Consider the following 23,484-nt stretch of genomic DNA (forward strand, 5'->3'; position numbering starts at 1 on the left):
CTGGAAGTATATGTGTTATTATCAATATTTACACCTAATTGATTAATTATAAATGGGCTCGTTGTAAACGCTGCTAGTAAGAAAATTATTATGCATGGTAAAATAACACTCATCAAAAAATAAATTAATCTATATTTAGCTCGCTTATTTTTAATAGATGTTACTTTTTTTAAAAAGCGATAGTTAGGATATATAATTATCGTTAAAAGTAAAAAAAGAAAAACTGCACCCAAAACATCCATTATTTTTTTGGTATTAAGTTTAGTTTTTCTGCTCGTTTTATTATAAAATCATAAGCCGCCTGATATTCATTAGGAATATCACCTTCTAAAATAGCTTCTTTTACAGCTTCTTTTAAAACGCCAATTTCACGGGAAGGTTTCAAATCGAACATTTCCATAATTTCCTCGCCTGAAATTGGCGGTTGAAATTTCCGAACATGATCGCGTTCCTCCACTTCAACAATTTTCTGACGGACGATTTCAAAATTTTTATGGTATTTTTTAAACTTCGATGGATTCTTGGTTGTAATATCCGCTTCGCATAAAGTCATTAAATTTTCTACATCCTCGCCAGCATCAAAAACCAAACGTCGTACAGCGCTGTCAGTCACAATATCCTGCGCCAATACAATGGGACGTGAACTCATAATGACCATTTTTTGCACAAATTTCATTTTGTGATTCAATGGCATGTGCAAACGTTCGAATATCTTTTTAGCCATTTTTCCGCCTAAGAATTCGTGTCCGTGAAAAGTCCAGCCTTGTTTTTTATTAAAACGTTTGGTTGGCGCTTTTCCAATATCATGCAATAAAGCCGACCAGCGTAACCAGACATCATCTGTATTAGGGCAAATATTATCCACAACTTCCAGCGTGTGATAAAAATTGTTTTTATGTGTATGACCTTCAATTTCTTCTACCTGATTCAAAGCGGTTAATTCAGGTAAAATAATATCTAAAAGCCCTGTTTGGTATAAAAGTAAAAATCCAACAGAAGGCTTGTCTGTTGAAAGAATTTTGTTCAGTTCATCAACAATTCGTTCTCCTGAAATAATTTTAATTCTTTCAGCATTTTTTGTTATAGCATCAAGAGAGTTTTTTTCGATTTCAAAACCCAATTGATTCGCAAAACGTATTGCACGAAGCATTCGCAAAGGATCGTCAGAATAAGTGATACTCGGATCCAAAGGTGTTTTGATGATTTTGTTTTCAAGATCTGCTAATCCGTTAAAAGGATCAGAAAGATTTCCGAATGTCTTTTCGTTTAACGATAAAGCTAAAGCATTAATGGTAAAATCCCGACGATTTTGGTCATCTTCCAAAGTTCCGTTTTCTACAAGAGGATTTCGGCTTTCAAAATTATAGGATTCTTTTCGGGCTCCAACAAATTCAATATCAGTATCTTCGAAACGTAACATTGCAGTTCCGTAGGTTTTAAAAACCTGTACTTTCGGGTTTTTAGGAAGAAGCTGCGAAACTTTTAAAGCCAATTCGATTCCGCTTCCAACAGCCACAACATCAATGTCTTTTTTAGTACCACGATTTAAAAGCAAATCACGAACAAAACCTCCAATAACGTAACTTTCAACGTTGAGTTCCTGAGATGCCTGCGAAATTATTCCGAAGATTTTATGTTGTAAAGCTGTTTTATAGTTTGTATGTATAGCCACGAATTCAGTAATTTTTTAATAAATGTTTCACTTTTCGAAGAGATTGAAACATGTGCAAATTTACAACATAGAAAATGCCTTTTATAATCTATAGCTCACTTTTTTAAAGAAATCCAAAATATTAAGTATTGAATTTTTTTAAATAGAAAAGGAGAACCACAAATTGCACAAATTTTCACAAATTATGTTAAAGTTTAAAAATAGAAATTTGCGAAAATTTGTGTAATTTGTGGTAAAAAAAACTAATTATAAGACTCTCGAATAAATCAATTCGCATAGCTGTTTTTTAAAATTTCAATTTGTATTTTTGAGTCATACAAAAACATACAAATGAAAATTGTTATATCTCCTGCAAAGTCACTGAATTTCGAAAAAGAATTACCTACTGATCAATATACTCAACCTTCATTTATAAAAGAAGCGCGTCAGGTTCATAAAGTTTTAAAACCTAAAAAGCCTTCTGAATTATCAGAACTAATGTCGATTTCTGAGAAATTATCTGATTTAAACTGGGAACGCAATCAAAAATGGAAAACACCTTTTACTACAAAAAATGCACGTCCGGCGGTTTATACTTTTGATGGGGATGTTTATACGGGTTTGGATGCTTATACAATTCCAGTTGAAAAAGTAAAAGCTTTGCAAGATAAACTCCGAATTTTATCCGGTCTTTACGGGATTTTGAAACCGTTGGATTTAATGCAGGCCTACCGCTTGGAAATGGGAACGAAATTGCCAGTTGGAGAATATAAGAATTTGCATGAATTTTGGAAACCCACAGTGACTAAAGCTCTAAACAAAGAATTGAAAAAAGGGGAGTTGTTCGTGAACTTAGCGAGCAATGAATATTTTTCTGCGGTTGATGTAAAAGCTTTAAAAGTTCCTGTAATTACTCCGGACTTTAAAGATTATAAAGATGGAAAATTAAAAATGATCAGTTTCTTTGCAAAAAAGGCGAGGGGCATGATGGTACGTTATATCATTGATACGAATGCTGAAACTATTGATGATTTGAAAGGTTTCAATTACGACGGATATCAGTTTGATGCCAATCTTTCAAAAGGAAATCATTTGGTTTTTACGAGATAGATTTTCTTCTAATTAACTTCAATAAATATCTTTAATGAAATCATTTTTTTACTATTCTTTTACTTTTCGTTTTCTTATTGTCAGGAAAACAATGTGGATGGTTTGACAATAAAGTTTATGAAGATTATATGATTCCAGGAACCCCAAACGGGCCTTATGGTTTAACTCCGATTGCAGCAATTGAAGGAATGAAGTTTGTAAAACTTAAAATTAGTATGAAGAATGAAGGAACAAAAAACTGCTTATTCAACTTTGATGATGTTTATATTTCGACAGGACAAGACAGTTTGTACAGATTTTATGGTTTTCAAGGATATTTTGTAAACAGCAATACTAAAATTAAACCTCAAAGAGAAATTACTCGTACTGTAATCTTTGATTTCCCAGACGGAATGAAACCTAAAGAAATGTTTATAGAGGATAAAAGATATAAAATCATTGAAGAAAAAAAGTGATTTAAAAGTTGAAAATAAAAAGCCGAGTCACAGGAAATTGACTCGGCTTTCGTATTATAAATAAATTATTATTAATGCATTGCATCGGCAGGATTAATCTTGTTTTTACCTCTTTTGATAAAAAAGATAATTGGAATACAGCATAAGAACATAATTCCCAAATACATAAAAATGTCTACATAGGACAATACAGTACTCTGTTTTAAAACTGCATAATCGATAGCCTGATAGGCTTTTTTAAGGGCAACTTCAGCACTATATCCTTTTGACATAAAAGCTTTCTGCATTCCTAAAAGGCGCTGCTGGACTTCGTATTTGGCAGGGTCTAAATTCGTCAATAAGTTTACGCGGTGTTCCTGACTGAAACGCGTTATAAAAGTCGTGATAATGGCAATACCAAAAGATCCTCCCAGTTGTCTCATCATTCCTGTAAAAGCGGCTCCTTCTCCAATATGTTTCCCTTTTAAAGTTGAAAGAGAAAGTGTTGTGATAGGCACGAAAAGCAAACCTAAACCAACTCCTCTTAAAATCAAAGGCCAAAACATATGTTCTACACCAGTATCAGCCGTCATACGTGTCTGCATCATAAAAGTAAAGAAGAAGAATACTAAAAATCCAACTCCCACCATATAAGCTTGGGGTACTCCTTTCTGAATCATATTCCCTACAATAGGCATCATAAAAGCGGTTGTAATAGAACCTGGAATTAATAATAATCCGGCATCCATAGCGGTCCAGCCTAAAATTGACTGCGTATAAATCGGAATAATTAGTGTGGAACCATATAAACCAAAACCAAGAATAAAACACATGATCGTTCCTATCCTAAGATTTCCATCTTTTAGAACACTTAAATTTACAATTGGGTGCTTATAGGTAAGTTCTCTCCAAATAAATAATACCAAACCAAGAACTGAGATAACACTTAAGAGCACAATTAGCGAATCGTTAAACCAGTCATCCTGTTGTCCGTGTTCTAACACAAATTGTAACGATCCGATAAACGAGGTTAGTAAAAAAATTCCCCACCAGTCAACCTGATTGGCTTTTAATTTTTCTCCATATTTAGGGCTTCTCACAAAACTTATTGCTAAAATAGTGGCAATAATTCCTAGTGGAATATTAATGTAAAAGATGTACGGCCAAGAGTAAGTATCTACCAAATATCCTCCCAATGGTGGTCCTAAAGTTGGTCCTACAATTACACCCATTCCATAAATTGCCTGTGCCATTCCACGTTTTGCAACCGGATAACTCTCAGTAATAATTGTTTGGGCTGTAACCAGAAGCGCACCTCCGCCCATACCCTGCACAAACCTGAAAGCTACCAGTTCCCAAATATTAGTGGCGTTACCGCATAAAAAAGAACATACGGTAAAAATAATTATGGAAGCCACAAAATAATTACGTCGTCCAAATTGCTGGGAAAGCCAGCTGGTCATCGGAATTACAATAACATTTGCAATGGCATATGCTGTAATAACCCACGCCACATCTGTCAGGGTAGCCCCAAGGCTTCCTCGCATATGCGTTAGTGCTACGTTTACAATTGTAGTATCTACAATTTCCAGCAAAGCACAAAGTACTGCTGTAATCGTGATAATGACACGTCTGTAACCGTATTCTACTAAATCGTCTTCTCCTTGTACTGCTGTCATCTTATTTTAAATGTACATCTACATCAACATTCATTCCCGGACGCAATAAGGCTACTTTTTTAGGATCGTTTGAGTCATCCAGGCTAATTTTTACCGGCAATCTTTGAATAGTTTTTACAAAATTACCTGTGGCATTGTCAGGAGGTAATAATGAAAAACGAGATCCAGTAGCAGGAGAGAATGAAGTTAAGGTCCCTTTAAACTCATAGTTTGGATAAGCATCTACTTTTAAACTCACTTTCTGACCCACGACCATTTTATTTAATTGTGTTTCCTTAAAGTTAGCCACAACCCAGGCTTCAGTATTATTGATGATATAAAACAAAGACTGTCCCGGCTGTACCAATTGTCCAGGCTGAATATCCACTTTAGAAACCTGACCGTCAATTGCAGCGGTTACGACAGTATAGGTAAGATTTAGTTTCGCTACATCCAGCATTGTTTTGGCTCTTTTGATGTTAGCAGCTGCAACTTCAGTCTGTTTGTCAGAAGCTTTGGATTTAGATTGAATTACCGATTTTTGGTAAGAACTTGCTCTTTGTTGCTGCTCTAGAACACGTACTTGGTTTTCAGCTTCGTCTTTCGCAGTTTGAGCCTGCTCAAATTGTTGTTTTGTAATGGTATGTGTTTTGTACAAATTGCTGTAACGGTTGTAATCGTTTGTCAATTGTCTTAATCTGATTTTTGCACTTTCGATAGATCCGCTTGCAGATCTCATATTAGCGTCAGAAACAGAAACACTTGCATATGCACTTCCTATATCAGCTTTAGCAGCTTCGTACTGCCCTTCAGAACCTAATAAAGTAGCGTTTGCCTCATCAATTTTTAACTGATAATCTCTTTTGTCAATCGTGAACAAAGTATCTCCCTTTTTCACAAAATCATTATCTTTTACATATACTTTACTAATATATCCGGATACTCTCGGAATAATAGGATTCATTTTTTTCTCGATTTGGGCATCATCCGTTTCTTCGTGAGATAAGGAATGCATGTATTTTGATATTCCGTAAGTTCCGCCCACTAAAATCAAAACAGTTAATATGATGATGAATTTTTTATTTGTCTTTTTCTTTTCCATGAGAGCTATCGATTATATTTTAGAAAGATTGAATGATTGTGATAATTGTCCTGATACTGAAAGTAGTTCGTAATATTTTTGAATAATATTTGCTTTTGAAACAGCGGTATTGATTTTGGCACTAAGATTTTCAACATCAGCTTCAACCAAATCGTTCGTGTCTGATAAACCATTATCAAATTTGTCCTTTACTAATCTGTAGTTTTCATTTGCCTGCTGAAGTGCTTCATCGTAAACCACACTTTGATTGATAGCCAGATCATAATCTTCAATAGATTTTTGGACTTCAATTTTGATGCGGTCTGTCATAATTGCTTCTGTGTTTGTTGCTTCTAAAGCCCTGCTTTCAGCTTGTTTTACATGTGCGCCGTTTTTGTAAAAGGCTGATATATCATATGATAAACCAACTCCAAAATTCATGGCATATTTTACGGTAATAAAATCTTTTAAATCTAATGCGGTGTAACCGCCCAATAGTGCAAGAGTAGGATAGTAACCAGATTTTGCTATTTTTATATTAGCTTCACTCGCCTTTTGCTGAAAGCGAATAGCTTCCAAATCTTTTCTATTCTCTAATGCCGATACATCTGAAGTTGGGACATTGCTTGTTTTCAAGTTAAAGAAATCAGCTTCATTAACCTGAAGTTTTACACTGGGATCTAATTTTAATAAAGTAGTCAGGTAAAAATTAATGTTGTTGATGTTGTTATTAGCTTCATCAATAGATAATTGCGTTTTAGAAACCAGTAACTGCGATTTCAACAAATCATTTCTTGGGATAATGCCGTTTGTCTCTAATTCTGTAAAATCAGTAACACGCTGCCTGGCCTGCTTTTGATTTTCATTTAGGAGTTCTAATGTTTTTTGTGCTTTGTATAAAGCTGTGTAATAGGTAATTACGCGTAGCGCAATATCTTCTTTTGTTTTGGCGGCATAAGCACTTTCAGCTTCATATAAATTATCAGAAGCCTTGATGCTGTTTTGGATTTTAAATCCTGCAAATAGTGGTAAGCTAAGATTGGCCATTCCAATCATCGCACGATCCGGAGATGCCATTGGTTCTGCACTTGCCTGATCATTATTATTGTGCATGTCAATGGATGCTCTTGTCAGTCTTTGATATTGTCCTGAAATTTTTAAATCCGGATATTGGTTATTTTTAACCTCCTGTAATTCATATTTTTTCGTATTCACTTTAGTATTGGCAAGCGAAACTTCGTTGCTTTTTTCCCAGGCCATTTTAACGGCTTCGTCTAAAGTTAAACTTATTTTTTCTTGTGCTTCTACTGATGATATTCCGATGAAGAAGATACCAAAGAGCAATAATGGATTAATTTTCATAAACAAGTAGCGCTTTTATAGTTTGTTGAATGTGCTTTGTAAGACTGGTAGTAATGTAATCGTTATATAATACTTCAGTATTTAAATGCAAAAGATCCTGAAAGAAAGTTTTGTTCATATGAAAATGAAAAAAGGTTCCTAATATTGTCGGTGTTATGAGTGGGATAATAACATCTTTTCTGAAAACACCTTTTGACTGACCTTCCTGAATAATACTTTCAAGCGATTTTAGATTTCCTTTTTTTAGCTCAGTAAAAGCTTTAAGGGTTTGTTCCTTTTTTTTGGAAGTAAATTCAAAATGTAAAATCCTGAAAATTCCTTTATTACAATTGATTCTGTTAATGTATATTTCGATTAATTTATTGACTTTATCCAATGGATTCAAACTTTCCTGCAATAAATTTTCGAGTTGTAATTTTAAATCCGAAGTTTTGTAAAGAATCAAAGCTTCAAGAAGTTTTTCTTTTGAACCAAAATAATACGAAACCATGGCAATATTAATTTTTGCATGTTTTGAGATATCCCGTATTGACGTTCCTTCAAATCCTTTTTCAGAAAAAAGCCTTTCAGCTACTTCAAGAATCTGAATCTTTTTGTCGTTTAATTCAATGTTTGACATGATAGTGTTTCTAATCGGATACAAAATTAAACAAGTGTTTAAATTAAACAGTTGTTTAATTTTTGTTTAACATAATATTAACAGAAAACCTTATAGTTATTTTTAAGCATAAAAAAGCTGAAATTATATTTCAGCTTTTTAACAATCTTTTCATTCCAGCGAATGAGAAATCTTAAGAAGTAGATCTATAACAAAAGTTAACTTTTTTCTATATTGTACCTTTTTCATCAAAATGACAATTTATACTTTAGATATATTAAAAGGATTAATAACAAAAAAAGAATGTTGTTTTTTAAAATTTATTACACTTTATTAATTGTTTTAAGATTTTCAAGTATTTATTATAATAAGAATCATATAAAGGATAACTTCTACTTGAAGTCATGTTATTAAATAGTAGTGCAGTAAAAAACAATATTAATACCCCAGTTAAAACTGGATATAGTAAATACCAATAACCTAAATCAGTAATTTTTTTTGAGCTAGTTATAGCGATTAAGGCCGTTGCACCTCCTGGGGGATGTAGGGTTTTAGTTATTTGCATACATACTATTGATAAAGAAACCGCTAATGGGGCAGCTAAGTATAAGGTATGAGGAAATAGAATATTTACTGTTACACCTACAAAAGCAGATACTAAATGACCACCTATAAGATTACGAGGCTGCGAGAACGGACTTTCTATTATGCCATAAACTAATACACTTGAAGCACCAAATGAACCAATAAGATAAACAATATCTCGCGGCAAAAAATGTTTGCTTTGCGAATAAGAAATCAGTCCAATTCCAATAAAAGAACCTAGAAAAGACCAAAACTGTTCTTTATAATCAATTAAGGTCTCTTTATAGATAATGTATCGGGTTTTGCGATAGCCTCTCTTAATTTTAGGATTCAACATAATTTTAATTTTACATAATAGCAAAAGATATAATATCACTTATTAAAAACTATAAAAAGTATGTGTTTAATTCAATTATTAAACAAAGGAGTTTTATGATATTATTCTCAGCTTATTAAAATATTAAAAAGCTATTATTTTGAGATATTTATTTTACTCTAAATTAATTTCCTCTATAAGTCGAATATCCATAAGCAGAAAGTGTTATGGGAACATGATAGTGATTTTGATCTTTAATCTGAAATACAACTTCTATAAAGGGGTAGAAACTGTCGATTCCACTCTTTTTAAAATAATCGGCTGTAAAGTAAGTCAGTTTATAAATCCCTAAATTAGATTTTTGGGAGTTTAAAAAATCTGTTATTCTTCCGTTTACATCTGTTTGTTTTTCGTCAATGAGAGACCATTTTTTTGTTTGTTCATTGTACTGCTCTAATTGAATTGTAACTCCGCTTACTGGTGTTCCTTTAGAGATATCTAAGATGTGACTTGAAAGTTGAAAGTTATTTTTTTGAGCAAAAATTACTGTTGAGAATACTGCCAGGAAAGATGTGATGATTAATTTTTTCATGTTTTTATTTTTAAAGTTAAAATTATTTTGTTATCGTGATTCCTAATTCTGTAATTGCAGCTGATTTAGCTATCGAATCATCGTTTTCGGGACTACTGCCACCAGCAACCCCAATGCTTCCGATTATATTACCATTATACCAAATTGGTATCCCACCGCTTAAGAGTAACAATTCTGGCAGTGTATTTAAATTTTTTGTGTCAGGATTTTTTTCTGCATTCCTTAATAATGTAAGTGTTGCTGTTTTTGTAGATAGCGCAGTGTAGGCCTTTCTTCTGGCAGCTTCAGTATTGTGTGGACCAACACCATCTGCACGGGTAATTAAAATAATTGTTCCTAAAGCATCCAATATTGCTATAGAAACTTTTTTGTCTAGTAAAGCGGCTGTTTTGGTAACACGTTTATTTATATCAAATGCTGCATCCAGGGTTAAATTAGAAACAGATTTAACATAATTATTAATTGACAATTCAGATTTTCTTGTCTCTAAAGTATCTTGGCCGATACTAACATTGGCAATTAACAGAAATAAAAATATAATTCTCATACAATTTTTTTCTGCAAAGTTAATTGCTGTAAAATTGTAAAATGTTGCTCTATGTCAACGTTTTTACAATTTCGATTTTATTCTACTTAGGGTAGAAGGGGAAATTCCTAAATAAGAAGCCATCATTTTATTGGATATGCGTAACAATAATTGTGGTTGATATTTGATAACCCATTTAACTTTATCTAAAGCATCAAAACCTTGAAAACCATAAATTCTTTTTTGAGCTACTATAAACCCAAGCTCTAAAATTTCAGTATATAATTTTGCAAATTGAGGTATTTCATTGACTAATTTATAAAAATCGATTCTTGAAATACAAAGTAATTCAGATTTTTCTATCGTTTGCAAATACTCTTCTGCTGGTTTTTGGTCAATAAAACTTGGTAAAGCAGTAACAAAATTGCCCTTAAAAGCAAAATATCTCGAACTTTCAAGCCCATCTTTAGATGTAGTATACAAACGAACACAACCTTTGTTTATAAAATAATAATGATGGCATATCTGGTCATAGTTTACCAGGATTTGTTTTCGCTTTGTTTGCACTAAACTAAAGCACAAATAAATTTTATGAAGTGATTGGTCATCTATATCCGTTTTACTTTTTATGAATTTTTCAAGAGTAGAATACATGAGGTTTACACTATTTTGAAAGAGAAAAAGAATATTGGAGACAAAGTTAATGATTTAATATATAATATTATGTCCAATCAAAAAGATAGCATGAGTTGGGGTAGATTTTTTATTTTTTTTTGAGATTTAGAGTTTTCAATAATAGAGTTATTATGAAACTTTTATATGTAATTAAATTATTTGATTATTGATGTTGTTTCCCTGTCAAAAAAAATTATTGATATACGCTACCAACGTTAATACTGTTATTTTTACTGAAACTTTTAATTTAAATTCTTCAAAGAGACAGCATAATTATTTCTGATTGTAATTGACCGTATAATGCAATAAATTAAAATCAGCCATCTTACTTCTTCTCCCAATTCCTAATTTCAATATTGACTTACAAATCAATGATCTATAATCTCTAATACTTTAAAATAATTTTAACTATATTTAAGGATTGGTTGTTTGTTAAGTTCAAATAGCTGATTTCATAATTTTGCTCAATGAATAGACGTGTTTTACTTTAAATAATACACCAAGGTTTTATGTTATTAATTATCGAATACCCCCAACAAATTCCGAAATTTTCCCGGAACCGCTTTCGGTTAAATGTTTAATAAAAGCACTTCCAATAATAGCACCTTTTGCAAATTTTGTTGCCTGATTAAAAGTTTCCTTGTTTGAAATTCCAAAACCGATGATTTGTGGGCTTTTCAGGTTCATGTTGGATATTCTTTCGAAATAATCTTCCTGAACATTTCCAAAACCGGATTGAGAACCCGTAACGCTTGCAGAACTTACCATATAAATAAATCCGTTTGAAACGCTGTCGATAAAACGAATGCGCTCGTCTGAAGTTTGTGGTGTAATTAAAAATACATTAATTAGTCCGTATTTTTCAAAAATAGCTTTGTATTGGTCGGCGTAAACATCAACAGGAAGATCCGGAATAATCAAACCGTCAATACCTATTTCTGAACATTTTTTGCAAAACGCTTCAATTCCGTACTGCAGCATCGGATTGAAATAGCCCATGATAATCAACGGAATTGTTACGCTTTCGCGGATTTTACCCAGTTGGTTAAAAAGAATTTCAGAAGTCATTCCGTTATGCAGCGCCTGAGTTGAACTCGCCTGAATCGTTGGTCCGTCTGCCAAAGGATCACTGAAAGGCAAACCTATTTCGATTAAGTCAACACCATTTTTTTCTAAATCCTGAATGATCTGCACGGTATCATTTAAGTTGGGATATCCCGCCGAAAAATAAATCGAAAGGATCTTTTTATCTTCTTGTAATTTTTGAGTTATTCTGTTCATTGCAATGTTTTTTATTCCTGTAGGATTTAAAGCTCAACAGGTTTTTAATTTTAAATGTCTTTTTCGATTTAACTTTCAAGATAAATCCATGCCGTAATTCCGGATTTCAGTGTAACCTGAGATCTTTTATAGGCATTCGATTCGAATAAATCTGCTTTGGCTAAATCTGCACTTGTAATACTGTAAACAATACCGTCAATTGCATCCAAAGAATTTTCGCTTGGTGTTGCCACAAAATAATCTTCCATTCCAAATTCTTCTTCAATTTGCAGATCTTTTATTTTATAGCCCGTAAGCTGATCTGGTGTCCCGGTTAATATTTTATTAAAAACCTGCATCTGAATTTCTTTAGATCGTAATGTTCCGTAAGAGAATATCTGTTCCATACTACTATTTTTCTCGTTATTTCTTTGCGTTAGGGATGGGAGCGGTATCCTTTTGCTTTTTTCTTTAAAAAGGAAAAGATTTAGCGGATAGCCCGACCCGTGGGAAACGCCCAAATTGTTCTTCTTAAATTATCTTAAAATGTTTAATATAATTGTCTAAATCCTTATCACCGCGTCCTGATAGACTGATTACGACAACATCTGTAGGTTTGAATTTCTTCTGATCTAAAACCGCAAAAGCATGCGCGCTTTCGATCGCCGGAATAATTCCTTCTAATTTTGTAAGCTGTAAACCGGCATTCATCGCATCGTCATCTGTAACCGAGAAGAATTCTCCACGACCGGTTTGAGCCAAATGCGCATGCATTGGACCAACGCCAGGATAATCTAAACCTGCAGAAATAGAGTACGGTTCTGTAATTTGTCCGTCCAAAGTTTGCATTAACAGCGTTTTGCAGCCGTGAATAACGCCTACTTTTCCTAATTTGCTGGTGGCTGCACTAAAACCGCTGTCAACACCTTTTCCGGCCGCTTCTACGGCAATAATACCAACTTCAGGTTCATGTAAAAAGTGATAGTACGTCCCGGCAGCGTTGCTCCCGCCACCAATACAAGCAACAACATAATCAGGATTTTCACGTCCTTCTTTTTCTTTTAACTGCCATTTGATTTCTTCAGAAATCACACTTTGAAAACGCGTCACCATATCTGGATAAGGATGTGGTCCAATGGCAGAACCGATGATGTAATGGGTGTCAACCGGATTGTTTATCCAGTCGCGGATGGCTTCGTTTGTAGCGTCTTTTAAAGTTCTGGAACCTGAAAGCGCAGGGCGAACTTCAGCACCTAACATTTTCATACGGGCTACGTTTGGAGCCTGACGGGCAATGTCGATTTCGCCCATGTATACGATACATTCCATTCCCATTAAAGCGCAAACAGTAGCTGTTGCCACACCATGCTGACCGGCACCGGTCTCGGCAATAATCCGCTTTTTGCCCAAACGTCTTGCCACTAATATCTGACCAATTGTATTGTTGACTTTATGGGCTCCTGTATGGTTTAAGTCTTCTCTTTTTAGATAAACTTTTGTATTGTATTTTTCAGATAAACGTTTCGCAAAATAAAGCGGACTGGGACGGCCAACGTAATCTTTTAGCAACTGGTCGAACTCTGCCTTGAAATCAGGTTCAGCCGTTATTTGTAAATAATTCTGGCGTAATTCTTCTACATTTGGATATAACATTTCGGGAATATAAGCTCCTCCAAATTCTCCGTAATATCCTTTTTCGTCTACGTTAAAATTCATTTTTTTAAATTTTAGATGTTTACAATTTCAAATTTACGCTTGAAATTGCTAAATAGATTTTTATTTTTTAGCCCAGGTTTGATTTCAAATTTACTATTTACATCTACACCGTAAATGGGTAAGTTACTTTTTGAAATTTCCTCGATGGCTTTTAATTCAGTTATTCCGATACCTCCACTTAAAAAGAAAGGCTTATCAGAATTGTATTTTTTCAATATAGTCCAGTCAAAAGTGGTTCCGTTACCGCCCGGTAATTTTCCTTTGGTATCAAACAGAAAATAATCGCACACACTTTCAAAAGGTTTTATACTTTCAAAATCAAAATTTTCATCAGCCGAAAATACTTTAATGATTTCGATTTTAGTATCAATTTTACTTTTCAAATCCTGACAAAAATCAACCGATTCTTTTCCGTGCAGCTGAACTGCTTGTAAATCGTGGTTATTGATTTTTGAAATAATATTTTCAACCGATTCGTTTACAAAAACGCCTGTTTTTTTAATCGTTTTTATCAGTTCAGGAATCTGACCTTTAAAATATCGAGCGGACTTTTCCCAGAAAATAAATCCCATATAATCGGGTAGGAGCGCACCTATTTCGAGAATGTTATCTGGATGTTTCATTCCGCAGATTTTGAGTTTCATTTCTGTTAGCTTAAAGCGATTTAATAAATTCTGTTGCAGCCTTTCCTGCATTATCCGTTTTCATGAAGTTTTCTCCAATTAAAAATCCGTTGTAACCGTAAGGCCTCAGTTCTGAAATGGCTTCGATTGATGAGATTCCGCTTTCAGAAACTTTTACAAACTCATCCGGGATTTGAGACGCCAGTTGTTTACTGAAATCAAGACTTACTTCAAAAGTTTTTAGGTTTCTGTTATTCACTCCAATCATGTCTAAACTCGGCATAATCGATTTTTGTAATTCTTCGAGATTGTGAACTTCCAATAAAACTTCTAAACCTAATTTCTTAGCAAATTCAGATAATGATTTGATTTCTTCACGTGTTAATACCGCAGCGATTAATAAAATCAAATCAGCTCCATAAGCTTTTGCTTCTAAAATCTGATATTCATCAACAATAAATTCTTTTCGCAAAAGCGGAATATTCACGCTCGCTCTTGCCAAAAGTAAATCGTCGAGAGAACCTCCAAAATACTTTCCATCAGTTAAAACCGAGATTCCGCAAGCTCCTGCATCTTCATATCCTTTAACGACTTCTTCAACTGTAAAATTATGATTAATTACTGATTTGGAAGGAGAACGACGTTTATGTTCTGCTATAATTCCGCTTGAACTTGTTTTTAGTTTCTGACTTAATGATATGGTTTCTCTTCCAAAAAAAACAGAACTTTCCAATTGCAAAACCGGAATGATTGATTTTTTGAGAATGACTTCTCGTTGTTTGTCAACTATTATTTTATCTAGTATATTCATTATTTTTATTTGAAATTTTCTTTGTTTAAGGATGCTAAGAATTATTTATGTAGCAATTTAACAGCCTTAAAATTTTAAACTATCTTTTCTTAAGCGAAGTTACAAATTTACCAATCGTCATACCTTGCACTAATATTGAAAAGCAAACGATAACATATGTAATAGTAACCCAAATATCTTTTCCTAATTCAGTGGGAATTGATAAAGCCAAAGCAATAGAAATACCACCTCTTAAACCTCCCCATGTCAAAATCAATATTGTTTTTTGGTTCAGCTCTTCTTTTTTTCGTATAAAATAAGAGGGTATAAAAACTGAAATGTAACGCGCTGCCAAAATGATAAAAATTAATATTGTTCCGATAAACACAATTTTTCTGTCGGTATTGATCACCAGTAATTCCAAACCAATCAAAACAAATAACAGAGCGTTGAATATTTCATCTGCGAGTTCCCAAAACTTATCTACGTATTCAGTAGTGATGTCTGACATTCCTAAAGTTTTTGCTTGATTGCCTGTAATCAATCCTGCAATAACCATAGCTAAAGGTCCCGAAACGTGTGTATAATGAGCTAGTGAATAACCACCCATAACAATGGCTAAGGTTATTAAAACCTCTACATTATAGTTATTTATACTTGCAATAAATTTGTAACCTAACCATCCCACAATAGCTCCCAAAATGATTCCGCCAATAGCTTCCTGACCAAATACGGTTAATATACTAACGAAGGAAACATCTGCATTGGGTTTTGCTATTTGTAAAATTGTGATAAAAACTACCACAGCTACACCATCATTAAAAAGTGATTCACCTGCTATTTTAGTTTCGAGTGATTTACTGACTCCTGCGGTTTTTAGAATGCTCAATACCGCTATTGGATCGGTAGGTGAAATTAGAGCCCCAAAGAGCAGACACTGTACAAGACTTACCTCGAGATTAAAAAGGGTTAACATCCAATAACAGATATAGCCAACCATAAAAGTGCTGATAACAACGCTTATCGTTGAAAAAAGCAGGATACTTAATTTCTCAGCTTTTAAATCTTTGAACTTAATATGTATAGCTCCTGCAAAAAGCATAAAACTCAACATTACTTCCAGGAGTAATTCGCTAAAATTGATGCCGCTTAATAAAAGTGTTACATTTTCTTTTAAAGAGGGAAATATAAAATTAGCTCCAATAATACCTAAGGAAAAAAGTAACGAAACTAACATTAAACCTATAGCGTTTGGTAGTTTTAAATACCTGAAGTTGATATAAGCAAAACTTGCAGACAACACGATAAGTAATGATATGAGCGGGAATAATTCCATTGTAAATGTGTTAATTGAATTTTATTATTACTATAAACCTATTCTTTACTGAATTCCTGCAATTTATTCAAAGCTACTATACCTCTTCCGGAGAAAAGACTTTCTTTTGCCAATTCAAATCCTTCCAGCGGTGAACATTTTGTAACCGTTGCAATTGCCATCCCAGCGTTGGCGAGAACCACATTATTTTGAGCTTCTGTACCTTTTCCTGAAATGATATTGGTGAAAATTGCTGCTGATTCTTCAATGGTTTTTCCACCTTCAATTTCGCTTTGCGATAAAAGGCGAACACCAAAATCTTCCGGCTTTAACGTACCTTCCATATGATTTGAAATCGTTTTGGTTGGGCCTGTTAAAGAGATTTCGTCATAACCATCCAGCGAATGTAAGATCGTAAAATTCACATTGGTGCTTTGGTATAAATAAGCATATATTCTGGCCAGTTCTAAGTTGAAAACACCTACTAATTGGTTTTGTGGAAATGATGGATTTACCATTGGTCCCAACATATTAAAGAACGTTTTTACTGCAAGTTCTTTACGGATTGGACCAACGTTTTTCATTGCCGGGTGAAATAGGGGTGCGTGTAAAACACAAATTCCGGCCTGATCAATACATTTTTCTAAAAATGATGGGTCGTTACTGAATTTAATACCCATTTTCTCCATGACGTTGCTTGACCCGGAAATCGAGGAAACGCCGTAATTTCCATGTTTGGCTACTTTTATTCCGGCTCCGGCCGCCACAAATGAAGCCAAGGTCGAAATATTGAAAGTATCTTTTCCATCACCGCCGGTTCCGCATAAATCGATAGTATTGTAAGCGGATAAATCAACACGAATACACAATTCCAATAAAGCGTCACGAAATCCTGAAAGCTCCTCAATTGTAATACTGCGCATCATAAATACGGTCAGGAAAGCTGAAATCTGACTAGGGTTATAATTTCCGCCTGAAATATTAATCAATACCTCTTTTGCTTCCTGTTTGGAAAGTACTTCATGATTGATTAATTTATTTAATATGTTTTTCATAATAAGTCTTAAAGTCGAAAGTCAAAGGTCTTAAAGTCTTTGACTTTTACTGTTTATTTTTAGAATCGTTTACTGCTTTTGTTTTAAAATACTAAGTTTCTATAAGGCATTTAACTTTATAACTTTCGACTTTAAAACTTTGACTAATTTCTAGTCTTTAATCCAGTTCTCTAAAATTCTTTTCCCGTTTGGTGTTAATACACTTTCCGGGTGAAATTGTACCCCCCGTACATCATAAGTTCTATGACGTAACGACATTACCTGACCGTGTTCTTCAAATGATGTTGCTTCTAAAACATCCGGTAAATCAGCATCAACCACCCATGAATGGTAGCGTCCAACTTCAAATTCATCTTCAAGGCCTTCAAATAAAGATTCGTCAGTAACCGCTTTTTTTACATGAGTTGCTACGCCGTGATATACTTTATCAAGGTTGGAAAGTGTTCCTCCAAAAACTTCTCCAATAGCCTGTTGTCCTAAACAAACGCCTAAAATACTTTTTGTTGGAGCATATTTACGAATTACGTCTTTTAATAAACCTGCTTCATCAGGAATTCCAGGTCCCGGCGAAAGCAATATTTTATCGAAAGAAGCGATTTCGTCAATATCAAATTCATCGTTTCTGTATACGGTTACTTCGCAGTTTAAATCTTCCAGATAGTGTACTAAATTATAAGTAAAACTATCGTAATTGTCTATAACTAATATTTTTTTCATTTTTTTAAATATTAAAAAATTAAATGATTTAAAGATTGAAAAGTTCTCCTTTTGATAAATTTTCGTTCTTTTGATTTTAATTGTTTATTGGTATTTATACGTTGATTTTGTAATTTAGAACAAGCTCATCGGCACTTTTTCCACGGATTCCCCAATTATGCATTGGAGTTTCGAATAATGTAATTTCAACATCCATTGTTGTAATATCTAATAGTGTTTCAAATTTTTCAAAAATCAATTGATATAATTTCTTTTTCGATTCGATGCTTCTTCCTTCAAAATAGCTAATTTCTATTATGGTATGCTTTTTTGTTCTTCCTTCAAAATAAAAAAAACTGTCTTCGTCAATATAAATAAAATGATGTGCTTTTTTTTCTTTTGGAAATTGAAAAGCTTCAAACATACATTCGCTCAAAATTTCAGATAATTTTTCCCTTATCGGATAAAGTTCTTCCTTGATACCAAATATTTTAATTTTTCCCATTTTTTAGATCTTTTCAGCCATTTCCAAAGCTGTGTTTAATGCTCTTAATTTATTGTAAACTTCCTGCATCTCGCTTTCTTCATCAGAGCTTGCTACAATTCCCGCTCCCGCCTGATAATGCAATTGATGGTTTTTGCTCAGGAAAGTCCGAATCATAATGGCGTGATTAAAATTACCTTCAAAATCCATGAAACCAATGGCGCCGCCATAAAAATTACGATTGGTTTTTTCATAATCTTCAATCAATTGCATCGCTCTGTGTTTTGGAGCGCCGCTTAAAGTTCCGGCAGGAAAGGTGTCCGCAACGACCTGCATGGTTGTTGCTTTCTCGTGTAAATGTCCCGTAACTTTTGAAACCAGGTGAATCACGTGAGAGAAAAACTGAACTTCCCTGTATCTTTCTACATTCACATTATGACCATTTCTGCTTAAATCGTTTCTGGCCAAATCGACCAGCATTACATGCTCACTGTTTTCTTTCTTATCTTCCGAAAGCTGTTTGGCTAAAACCGCATCACGTTCGTCATTTCCGGTTCTCTTGAAAGTTCCGGCAATTGGGTGAATCTCTGCTTTTCTGTCTTTTACAATAATTTGCGCTTCAGGCGAAGAACCGAATATTTTGAAATCACCATAATCAAAAAAGAACAAATACGGTGATGGATTAATGCTTCTCAATGCCCTGTAAACATTAAATTCGTCACCTTTAAAACCTTGCGTGAAGCGACGGGATAAAACCAATTGAAACACATCTCCGCGGAAACAGTGTTTTTTGGCTAAAGCCACATTATGTTTAAATTCTTCATCAGTTAAATTAGAGAAACCTTCCCCTTCTTTAGTGAATTTGTATGACGCTATATTTCTGGATTGCAATAATTGTTCGATTTCCGAAATGTTGTTTCTTCCATCAACACTATGACAAAAAATATACGCTTCGTTTTTAAAATGATTGATAGCAATAATGTTTTGATACACCGCATAAAATACATCCGGAATTAAAGTCGCCGTATCTTTTTTGGCGATGTCAACTTTCTCAAAATAGCGAACAGCATCGTACGAAATGTATCCGAACAAACCATTATTAATGAATTTAAAATCGTTTTTCTCCGATTTGAACTGACCTGAAAATCCCTGAATTACTTCCGGAATATTGGTTGAGGCATTAATTGAAATTTGTTCTGTTGTTCCGTCAGGGAAAGTTTTGGATACGATTTCGTTTTCAATTTTAATCGTAGCAATCGGATTGCAGCAGATGTAGGAGAAGCTGTTGTCATTTCCATGATAATCACTGCTTTCAAGCAATAAACTATTTGGGAATTTATCCCTGATTTTAAAATAAATACTTACCGGCGTGATGGTATCTGCCAGGATTTGTTTGTAGTGTGTGTTGAGTATAAAAGGTTTCAAAGTATTTCGTTTTTAATTTTAATATTTCTGTTGATTCAATTATGACCAAAAAAAAAGGCCTGTCGTGATGACAAGCCTTTTATATTTATAGTTTTACAATACCATAGGAAGCTTTGTTCACGACGTCTGACGTAAATTCTTCCACCACCAAGTATTGTTCATTGTTGTTTTCATAACTTATTTTGATTTGACAAATATATAAATGTAATTTGAATTATGTTACATAAAAGTTCAAAAAAAACTTTTCTAAAAGTATAAATTTGTTAAAAATTTAAAATTAGCTGGTATTTTGAATTATTTAATTTCCTATTGCAATTGTATTGTTCAGTTTCATCCTAAAGTCTGGATTTCCTTTTATATTGGGACTTACAAACAATTCGCTGTTCTTTATTTTTGTAAATTCTACTCCAAATTCAGGTTTGCTGTACCAATTTGTAATTGTACTATCATTGCTTGAAGCTTCGCTTGTAATTCCGCCATTACAATTGTTTATCATTATATTTTTTAATGAAATTTTAGATAAATTGACTTCGCCGTTTCCAATATTTCCTTCTAAAAGTATGAAAGGAGTAAAACCAGAAACGACACTATTAGTTAAATTAAAAAAAGTATTTTCCCTTATATGTGCAGATTCACGAACTAATCCCTGATTGTTTTCTTCCAGGTTTACCAAAGTAATGTTATCAGCAATTATTTTAGTCATTTTCTTGCTCATATCCGTATTTTCAATTTTATCGTATGAATCAACCTCAAAACATCTTGATCCTGAAACATCTGATGAAAAAGGATGACGAATGGCGATACTGTTGCTGATATTGATTTGCGCTCCCTGTGTAAAATCAAAATCATCGTCTGTAGTGCGATATGAAATTAAGTTATTCATATTTAGATCTCCGCCATAGCACTCAAAAGAATCATCGTTGGAATAACTAATCTGAATGTGGCTCAAAACTGTTTTTCTTCCAACTGCTGCTAGTGAAAGGCCGTTTAATTCTTTCAAGGTACTTAATTTTCTTCCGGAATATTCGATTCTTACATATTTCAAAATACCCGAATTATCTTCTGCATCCTGGCCTCCGTAATGATTCAGCATTGGTTCTAAAGTAAAAGGCAGGGTAGCGATACCGCCTAACTTATTAATTGGTGCTTTTCCCAAAATAATAATTCCGCCCCAGTCTCCTGGCTTTCTTTCTGTATTTTCCTTATTAGAAGTAAAGATTATTGGATCAGTTTCTAAACCTTCTGCCATAATTTTAGAACCATTTGTAATTACTAATGTTCCGCAGGTTTTGTCATCACCTCTGATTACTGTTCCAGGCTCAATTGTAAGCGTTGCATTGTTGGTTACATAAACAATTCCAACTAATTGATAGGTATTGCGTTTAGTTAACTTTGTGTCTTTATCAATTGTTCCGGCAATAATATTAGTAGCTTCATTATATTCGGCTGCTACAGGCTTAAAATTTGTCCAGTTGTTCATCCAGTTTGAGGTTCCTGTAATTCCTTTTGGCTGTTGTTGCGCATGCACAAAAAAATTGCTGAAGAGAATAATAATTGCAATACTAATTTTTATTTTCATAACTATGATTTTAATTCTAGGCTTTTGATTTTATAGGTTCAAAATTAGAAGCCGAATGTTAATCAAACTCCGGAATGATATTATGAAAGCGTTACTGTAGTATTAAGAACGTTATGTTTTTGAAAGGAAATAAAAGCAATAAACCCCAACAGTTTTCACTATTGGGGTTTATAATATTTAAATTAGTAAGCTTAAATATTAGAATTTTACAGAAACAGTTAATTCGAAATCATCATTGATCGTTTTGTCTCCTAAGTTTTCGAAGAAGTTACCAGAGTTGTATTTGATATCATATTTAGTTCTGTCTACTTTAAAAGCAGTTGTAGCGTTGTTTTTACCTACAGTAAGATCAAAAGTTACCGGTTTAGTAATTCCTTTAATAGTTAAATCTGCTGTTACAGCATAAACATTAGCCGTTTTCGTAGTACCAATTTTTTTGAAAACTAATTTGGCAGTTGGATATTTGTCAGTTCCAAAGAAATCGTCAGCTTTTAGGTGACCATTCAGTTTTCCCTGGTATTCTCCGGTTAAATCAGTTGAAGTTAATGAAGTCATGTCAACAGTAAAACTACCACCCGCTAATTTTTTTCCTTTGAAAATCACCGCTCCGTCTTTAAAATCTACCGTTCCTGAGTGTTCTCCGGTTACTTTTTTACCTACCCATTTGATAGAACTTCCCTTTACATCGATTGTTTTAGTTTGTGCGTTTACTGAAACTGAAGCTACCGCTACGAATAATGCTATTGCAATTGTTTTTAAATTTTTCATGTTTAAATTTTTAAAATTGATTTTGATTAATAATTATAGTGTAATAAATAATTCTTCTTTTGATTTTCTGACTTTTTTGAAATGTTGGGAAGTGTCCTGATCATCTCTGTAACCAATGGGTGCAATGACACAGGCATTTAAGCCTAATTTATCAAGACCCAGGATTTCGTTAAAAGCAGCTGCATTAAAACCTTCCATTGGTGTGGCATCAATTTTCAATTCAGCCGCTGCATTTAGTAAGTTTCCTAAAGCTAAATAAGTTTGTTTTGCTGTCCATATATTTTTTGCATCCACTGGCAATCCGGAAATTGTACCTTTCATCATATCGCTGAATCCCGCTAATGCGTCGGTGGGAACACCTCTTGTTTCGCTAATGTTATTGATGTAATTGTCTACAGAGTGTGCTCCAAGATCAATATCATTGGCAAAAATAAAAAGATACGAAGCATCAGTAATTTGTGACTGATTATAGGCAGCAGGTCGTAATTTTTCTTTTAATTCAGCACTTTCAACAATGATAACTTTATAAGGCTGTAAACCATATGATGAGGCACTTAATCTAACAGCTTCTTTTAGCTTTTCTAAATCTGATACTGCTATTTTTTTGGTAGCATCAAATTGTTTTGTTGCATATCTCCAATTTTGATTTTCGAGGAATGTATTCATAACTTATTTTTTTGTGTTCTGTATTTTTCTAATAACTCATTTAATAATCCTAATTCTTCAGGGCTAATATTTGCAGCAAATAAACGCTCGTGTTCGTTTACTTTAGGATCTAATTCCTTTAAAACATCTAATCCTTTTTGTGTAATCAAAACTTCAATTTTTCTCCTGTTATCAGGGCAGACGTTTCGGGTAACATAATCTTTTAATAATAGTTTATCAACTAATCGTGTTGTATTACTTGTCTTAGCCAGCATTCTTTCCTGAATGGCAAACATATTTGCAGGATTTCCTTTTTGTCCTCTCAGTATGCGAAGAACATTATATTGTTCTCCGGATAAATCATATGGTTTTATCAATTCATTGAAATGATCCTGAATCACGTTTTGCGTGTACATGATATTCAGAATAACTTTTTTCGCATTATCCATCTTAACTGTACTTTTTATAACCTCTTCAATTGTCATAGTCGTAAGTGTATAATTTGTATATACAAATGTAAAACTTTTAATATTTGTATAT

General features: G+C 33.5%; 25 protein-coding genes. 2 read left to right on the top strand and 23 right to left on the bottom strand.

Annotated features, from left to right (window positions below; all coding sequences use genetic code 11):
• Positions 1–241: 241 nt before the first annotated feature.
• Positions 242–1,672, bottom strand: coding sequence for an HD domain-containing protein (locus ABI657_RS01755; RefSeq protein WP_348095514.1), 1,431 nt, complete (start codon positions 1,670–1,672; stop codon positions 242–244).
• Positions 1,673–2,002: 330 nt separating this feature from the next.
• On the opposite strand from ABI657_RS01755, the gene yaaA reads away from it, so the two are divergent.
• On the top strand, positions 2,003–2,761 hold the full coding sequence (gene yaaA, locus ABI657_RS01760; RefSeq protein WP_348095515.1) for a peroxide stress protein YaaA: 759 nt from the start codon (positions 2,003–2,005) through the stop codon (positions 2,759–2,761).
• 77 nt (positions 2,762–2,838) lie between these two features.
• Positions 2,839–3,216 carry a hypothetical protein gene (locus tag ABI657_RS01765; RefSeq protein ID WP_348095516.1) on the top strand — a complete coding sequence of 126 codons (378 nt, stop codon included), beginning with the start codon at positions 2,839–2,841 and terminating at the stop codon, positions 3,214–3,216.
• A 71-nt stretch (positions 3,217–3,287) separates the two neighbouring features.
• Here ABI657_RS01765 and ABI657_RS01770 read toward each other — a convergent pair whose 3' ends face one another.
• The 22 genes from ABI657_RS01770 to ABI657_RS01875 all read right to left on the bottom strand — a co-directional run bounded on the left by ABI657_RS01770 (position 3,288) and on the right by ABI657_RS01875 (position 23,429).
• Positions 3,288–4,874 (bottom strand): MDR family MFS transporter, encoded by a 1,587-nt coding sequence (locus ABI657_RS01770; protein WP_348095517.1) that lies wholly within the window; start codon positions 4,872–4,874, stop codon positions 3,288–3,290.
• A 1-nt stretch (position 4,875) separates the two neighbouring features.
• Positions 4,876–5,955 carry an HlyD family secretion protein gene (locus ABI657_RS01775; RefSeq protein ID WP_348095518.1) on the bottom strand — a complete coding sequence of 360 codons (1,080 nt, stop codon included), beginning with the start codon at positions 5,953–5,955 and terminating at the stop codon, positions 4,876–4,878.
• Positions 5,956–5,967: 12 nt separating this feature from the next.
• Positions 5,968–7,296, bottom strand: a complete 1,329-nt coding sequence (locus tag ABI657_RS01780) for a TolC family protein (protein ID WP_348095519.1) — start codon at positions 7,294–7,296, stop codon at positions 5,968–5,970.
• A complete protein-coding gene (locus tag ABI657_RS01785) occupies positions 7,286–7,915 on the bottom strand; it encodes a TetR/AcrR family transcriptional regulator (RefSeq protein WP_348095520.1) in 630 nt (209 codons plus the stop codon). Before ABI657_RS01785 ends, ABI657_RS01780 begins: the two co-directional genes overlap by 11 nt.
• Positions 7,916–8,207: 292 nt before the next feature.
• A complete protein-coding gene (locus ABI657_RS01790) occupies positions 8,208–8,816 on the bottom strand; it encodes an HPP family protein (protein ID WP_348095521.1) in 609 nt (202 codons plus the stop codon).
• Positions 8,817–8,979: 163 nt separating this feature from the next.
• Positions 8,980–9,387 (bottom strand): hydroxyisourate hydrolase, encoded by a 408-nt coding sequence (gene uraH, locus ABI657_RS01795; RefSeq protein WP_348095522.1) that lies wholly within the window; start codon positions 9,385–9,387, stop codon positions 8,980–8,982.
• 22 nt (positions 9,388–9,409) lie between these two features.
• Complete coding sequence (locus ABI657_RS01800; RefSeq protein ID WP_348095523.1) at positions 9,410–9,934, bottom strand: heme-binding protein; 525 nt, start codon at positions 9,932–9,934, stop codon at positions 9,410–9,412.
• 63 nt (positions 9,935–9,997) lie between these two features.
• On the bottom strand, positions 9,998–10,567 hold the full coding sequence (locus tag ABI657_RS01805) for a Crp/Fnr family transcriptional regulator (protein ID WP_348095524.1): 570 nt from the start codon (positions 10,565–10,567) through the stop codon (positions 9,998–10,000).
• Between the two features lie 540 nt (positions 10,568–11,107).
• Complete coding sequence (gene trpA / locus ABI657_RS01810; protein WP_348095525.1) at positions 11,108–11,869, bottom strand: tryptophan synthase subunit alpha; 762 nt, start codon at positions 11,867–11,869, stop codon at positions 11,108–11,110.
• Between the two features lie 68 nt (positions 11,870–11,937).
• A complete protein-coding gene (locus ABI657_RS01815; protein WP_348095526.1) occupies positions 11,938–12,255 on the bottom strand; it encodes a gamma-glutamylcyclotransferase family protein in 318 nt (105 codons plus the stop codon).
• A gap of 124 nt (positions 12,256–12,379) precedes the next feature.
• Positions 12,380–13,564: a tryptophan synthase subunit beta gene (gene trpB, locus ABI657_RS01820; RefSeq protein ID WP_348095527.1), complete on the bottom strand. Its 1,185-nt coding sequence runs from the start codon at positions 13,562–13,564 to the stop codon at positions 12,380–12,382.
• Between the two features lie 11 nt (positions 13,565–13,575).
• Positions 13,576–14,187 (bottom strand): phosphoribosylanthranilate isomerase, encoded by a 612-nt coding sequence (locus ABI657_RS01825; protein ID WP_348095528.1) that lies wholly within the window; start codon positions 14,185–14,187, stop codon positions 13,576–13,578.
• Between the two features lie 31 nt (positions 14,188–14,218).
• The gene (trpC, locus tag ABI657_RS01830) at positions 14,219–14,998 is read right to left on the bottom strand and encodes an indole-3-glycerol phosphate synthase TrpC (RefSeq protein ID WP_348095529.1); all 780 of its coding nucleotides are present in this window, start codon (positions 14,996–14,998) and stop codon (positions 14,219–14,221) included.
• A 79-nt stretch (positions 14,999–15,077) separates the two neighbouring features.
• Positions 15,078–16,313 carry a sodium:proton antiporter gene (locus ABI657_RS01835; RefSeq protein ID WP_348095530.1) on the bottom strand — a complete coding sequence of 412 codons (1,236 nt, stop codon included), beginning with the start codon at positions 16,311–16,313 and terminating at the stop codon, positions 15,078–15,080.
• 38 nt (positions 16,314–16,351) lie between these two features.
• A complete protein-coding gene (gene trpD, locus ABI657_RS01840) occupies positions 16,352–17,347 on the bottom strand; it encodes an anthranilate phosphoribosyltransferase (RefSeq protein ID WP_348095531.1) in 996 nt (331 codons plus the stop codon).
• A gap of 150 nt (positions 17,348–17,497) precedes the next feature.
• Positions 17,498–18,064 carry an aminodeoxychorismate/anthranilate synthase component II gene (locus ABI657_RS01845; protein WP_348095532.1) on the bottom strand — a complete coding sequence of 189 codons (567 nt, stop codon included), beginning with the start codon at positions 18,062–18,064 and terminating at the stop codon, positions 17,498–17,500.
• A 94-nt stretch (positions 18,065–18,158) separates the two neighbouring features.
• Positions 18,159–18,548 carry a tautomerase family protein gene (locus ABI657_RS01850; protein WP_348095533.1) on the bottom strand — a complete coding sequence of 130 codons (390 nt, stop codon included), beginning with the start codon at positions 18,546–18,548 and terminating at the stop codon, positions 18,159–18,161.
• Between the two features lie 3 nt (positions 18,549–18,551).
• Complete coding sequence (locus ABI657_RS01855) at positions 18,552–19,952, bottom strand: anthranilate synthase component I family protein (RefSeq protein WP_348095534.1); 1,401 nt, start codon at positions 19,950–19,952, stop codon at positions 18,552–18,554.
• Between the two features lie 298 nt (positions 19,953–20,250).
• A complete protein-coding gene (locus ABI657_RS01860; protein WP_348095535.1) occupies positions 20,251–21,531 on the bottom strand; it encodes a hypothetical protein in 1,281 nt (426 codons plus the stop codon).
• Between the two features lie 198 nt (positions 21,532–21,729).
• On the bottom strand, positions 21,730–22,299 hold the full coding sequence (locus ABI657_RS01865; RefSeq protein WP_348095536.1) for a YceI family protein: 570 nt from the start codon (positions 22,297–22,299) through the stop codon (positions 21,730–21,732).
• A gap of 33 nt (positions 22,300–22,332) precedes the next feature.
• Complete coding sequence (locus ABI657_RS01870; RefSeq protein ID WP_348095537.1) at positions 22,333–22,965, bottom strand: NAD(P)H-dependent oxidoreductase; 633 nt, start codon at positions 22,963–22,965, stop codon at positions 22,333–22,335.
• A complete protein-coding gene (locus ABI657_RS01875; protein WP_348095538.1) occupies positions 22,962–23,429 on the bottom strand; it encodes a MarR family transcriptional regulator in 468 nt (155 codons plus the stop codon). The genes ABI657_RS01870 and ABI657_RS01875 overlap by 4 nt, the downstream gene beginning before the upstream one ends.
• Between the last annotated feature and the right edge of the window lie 55 nt (positions 23,430–23,484).

The sequence above is a fragment of the Flavobacterium sp. genome (genome assembly GCF_039930565.1).
Lineage (GTDB): Bacteria > Bacteroidota > Bacteroidia > Flavobacteriales > Flavobacteriaceae > Flavobacterium.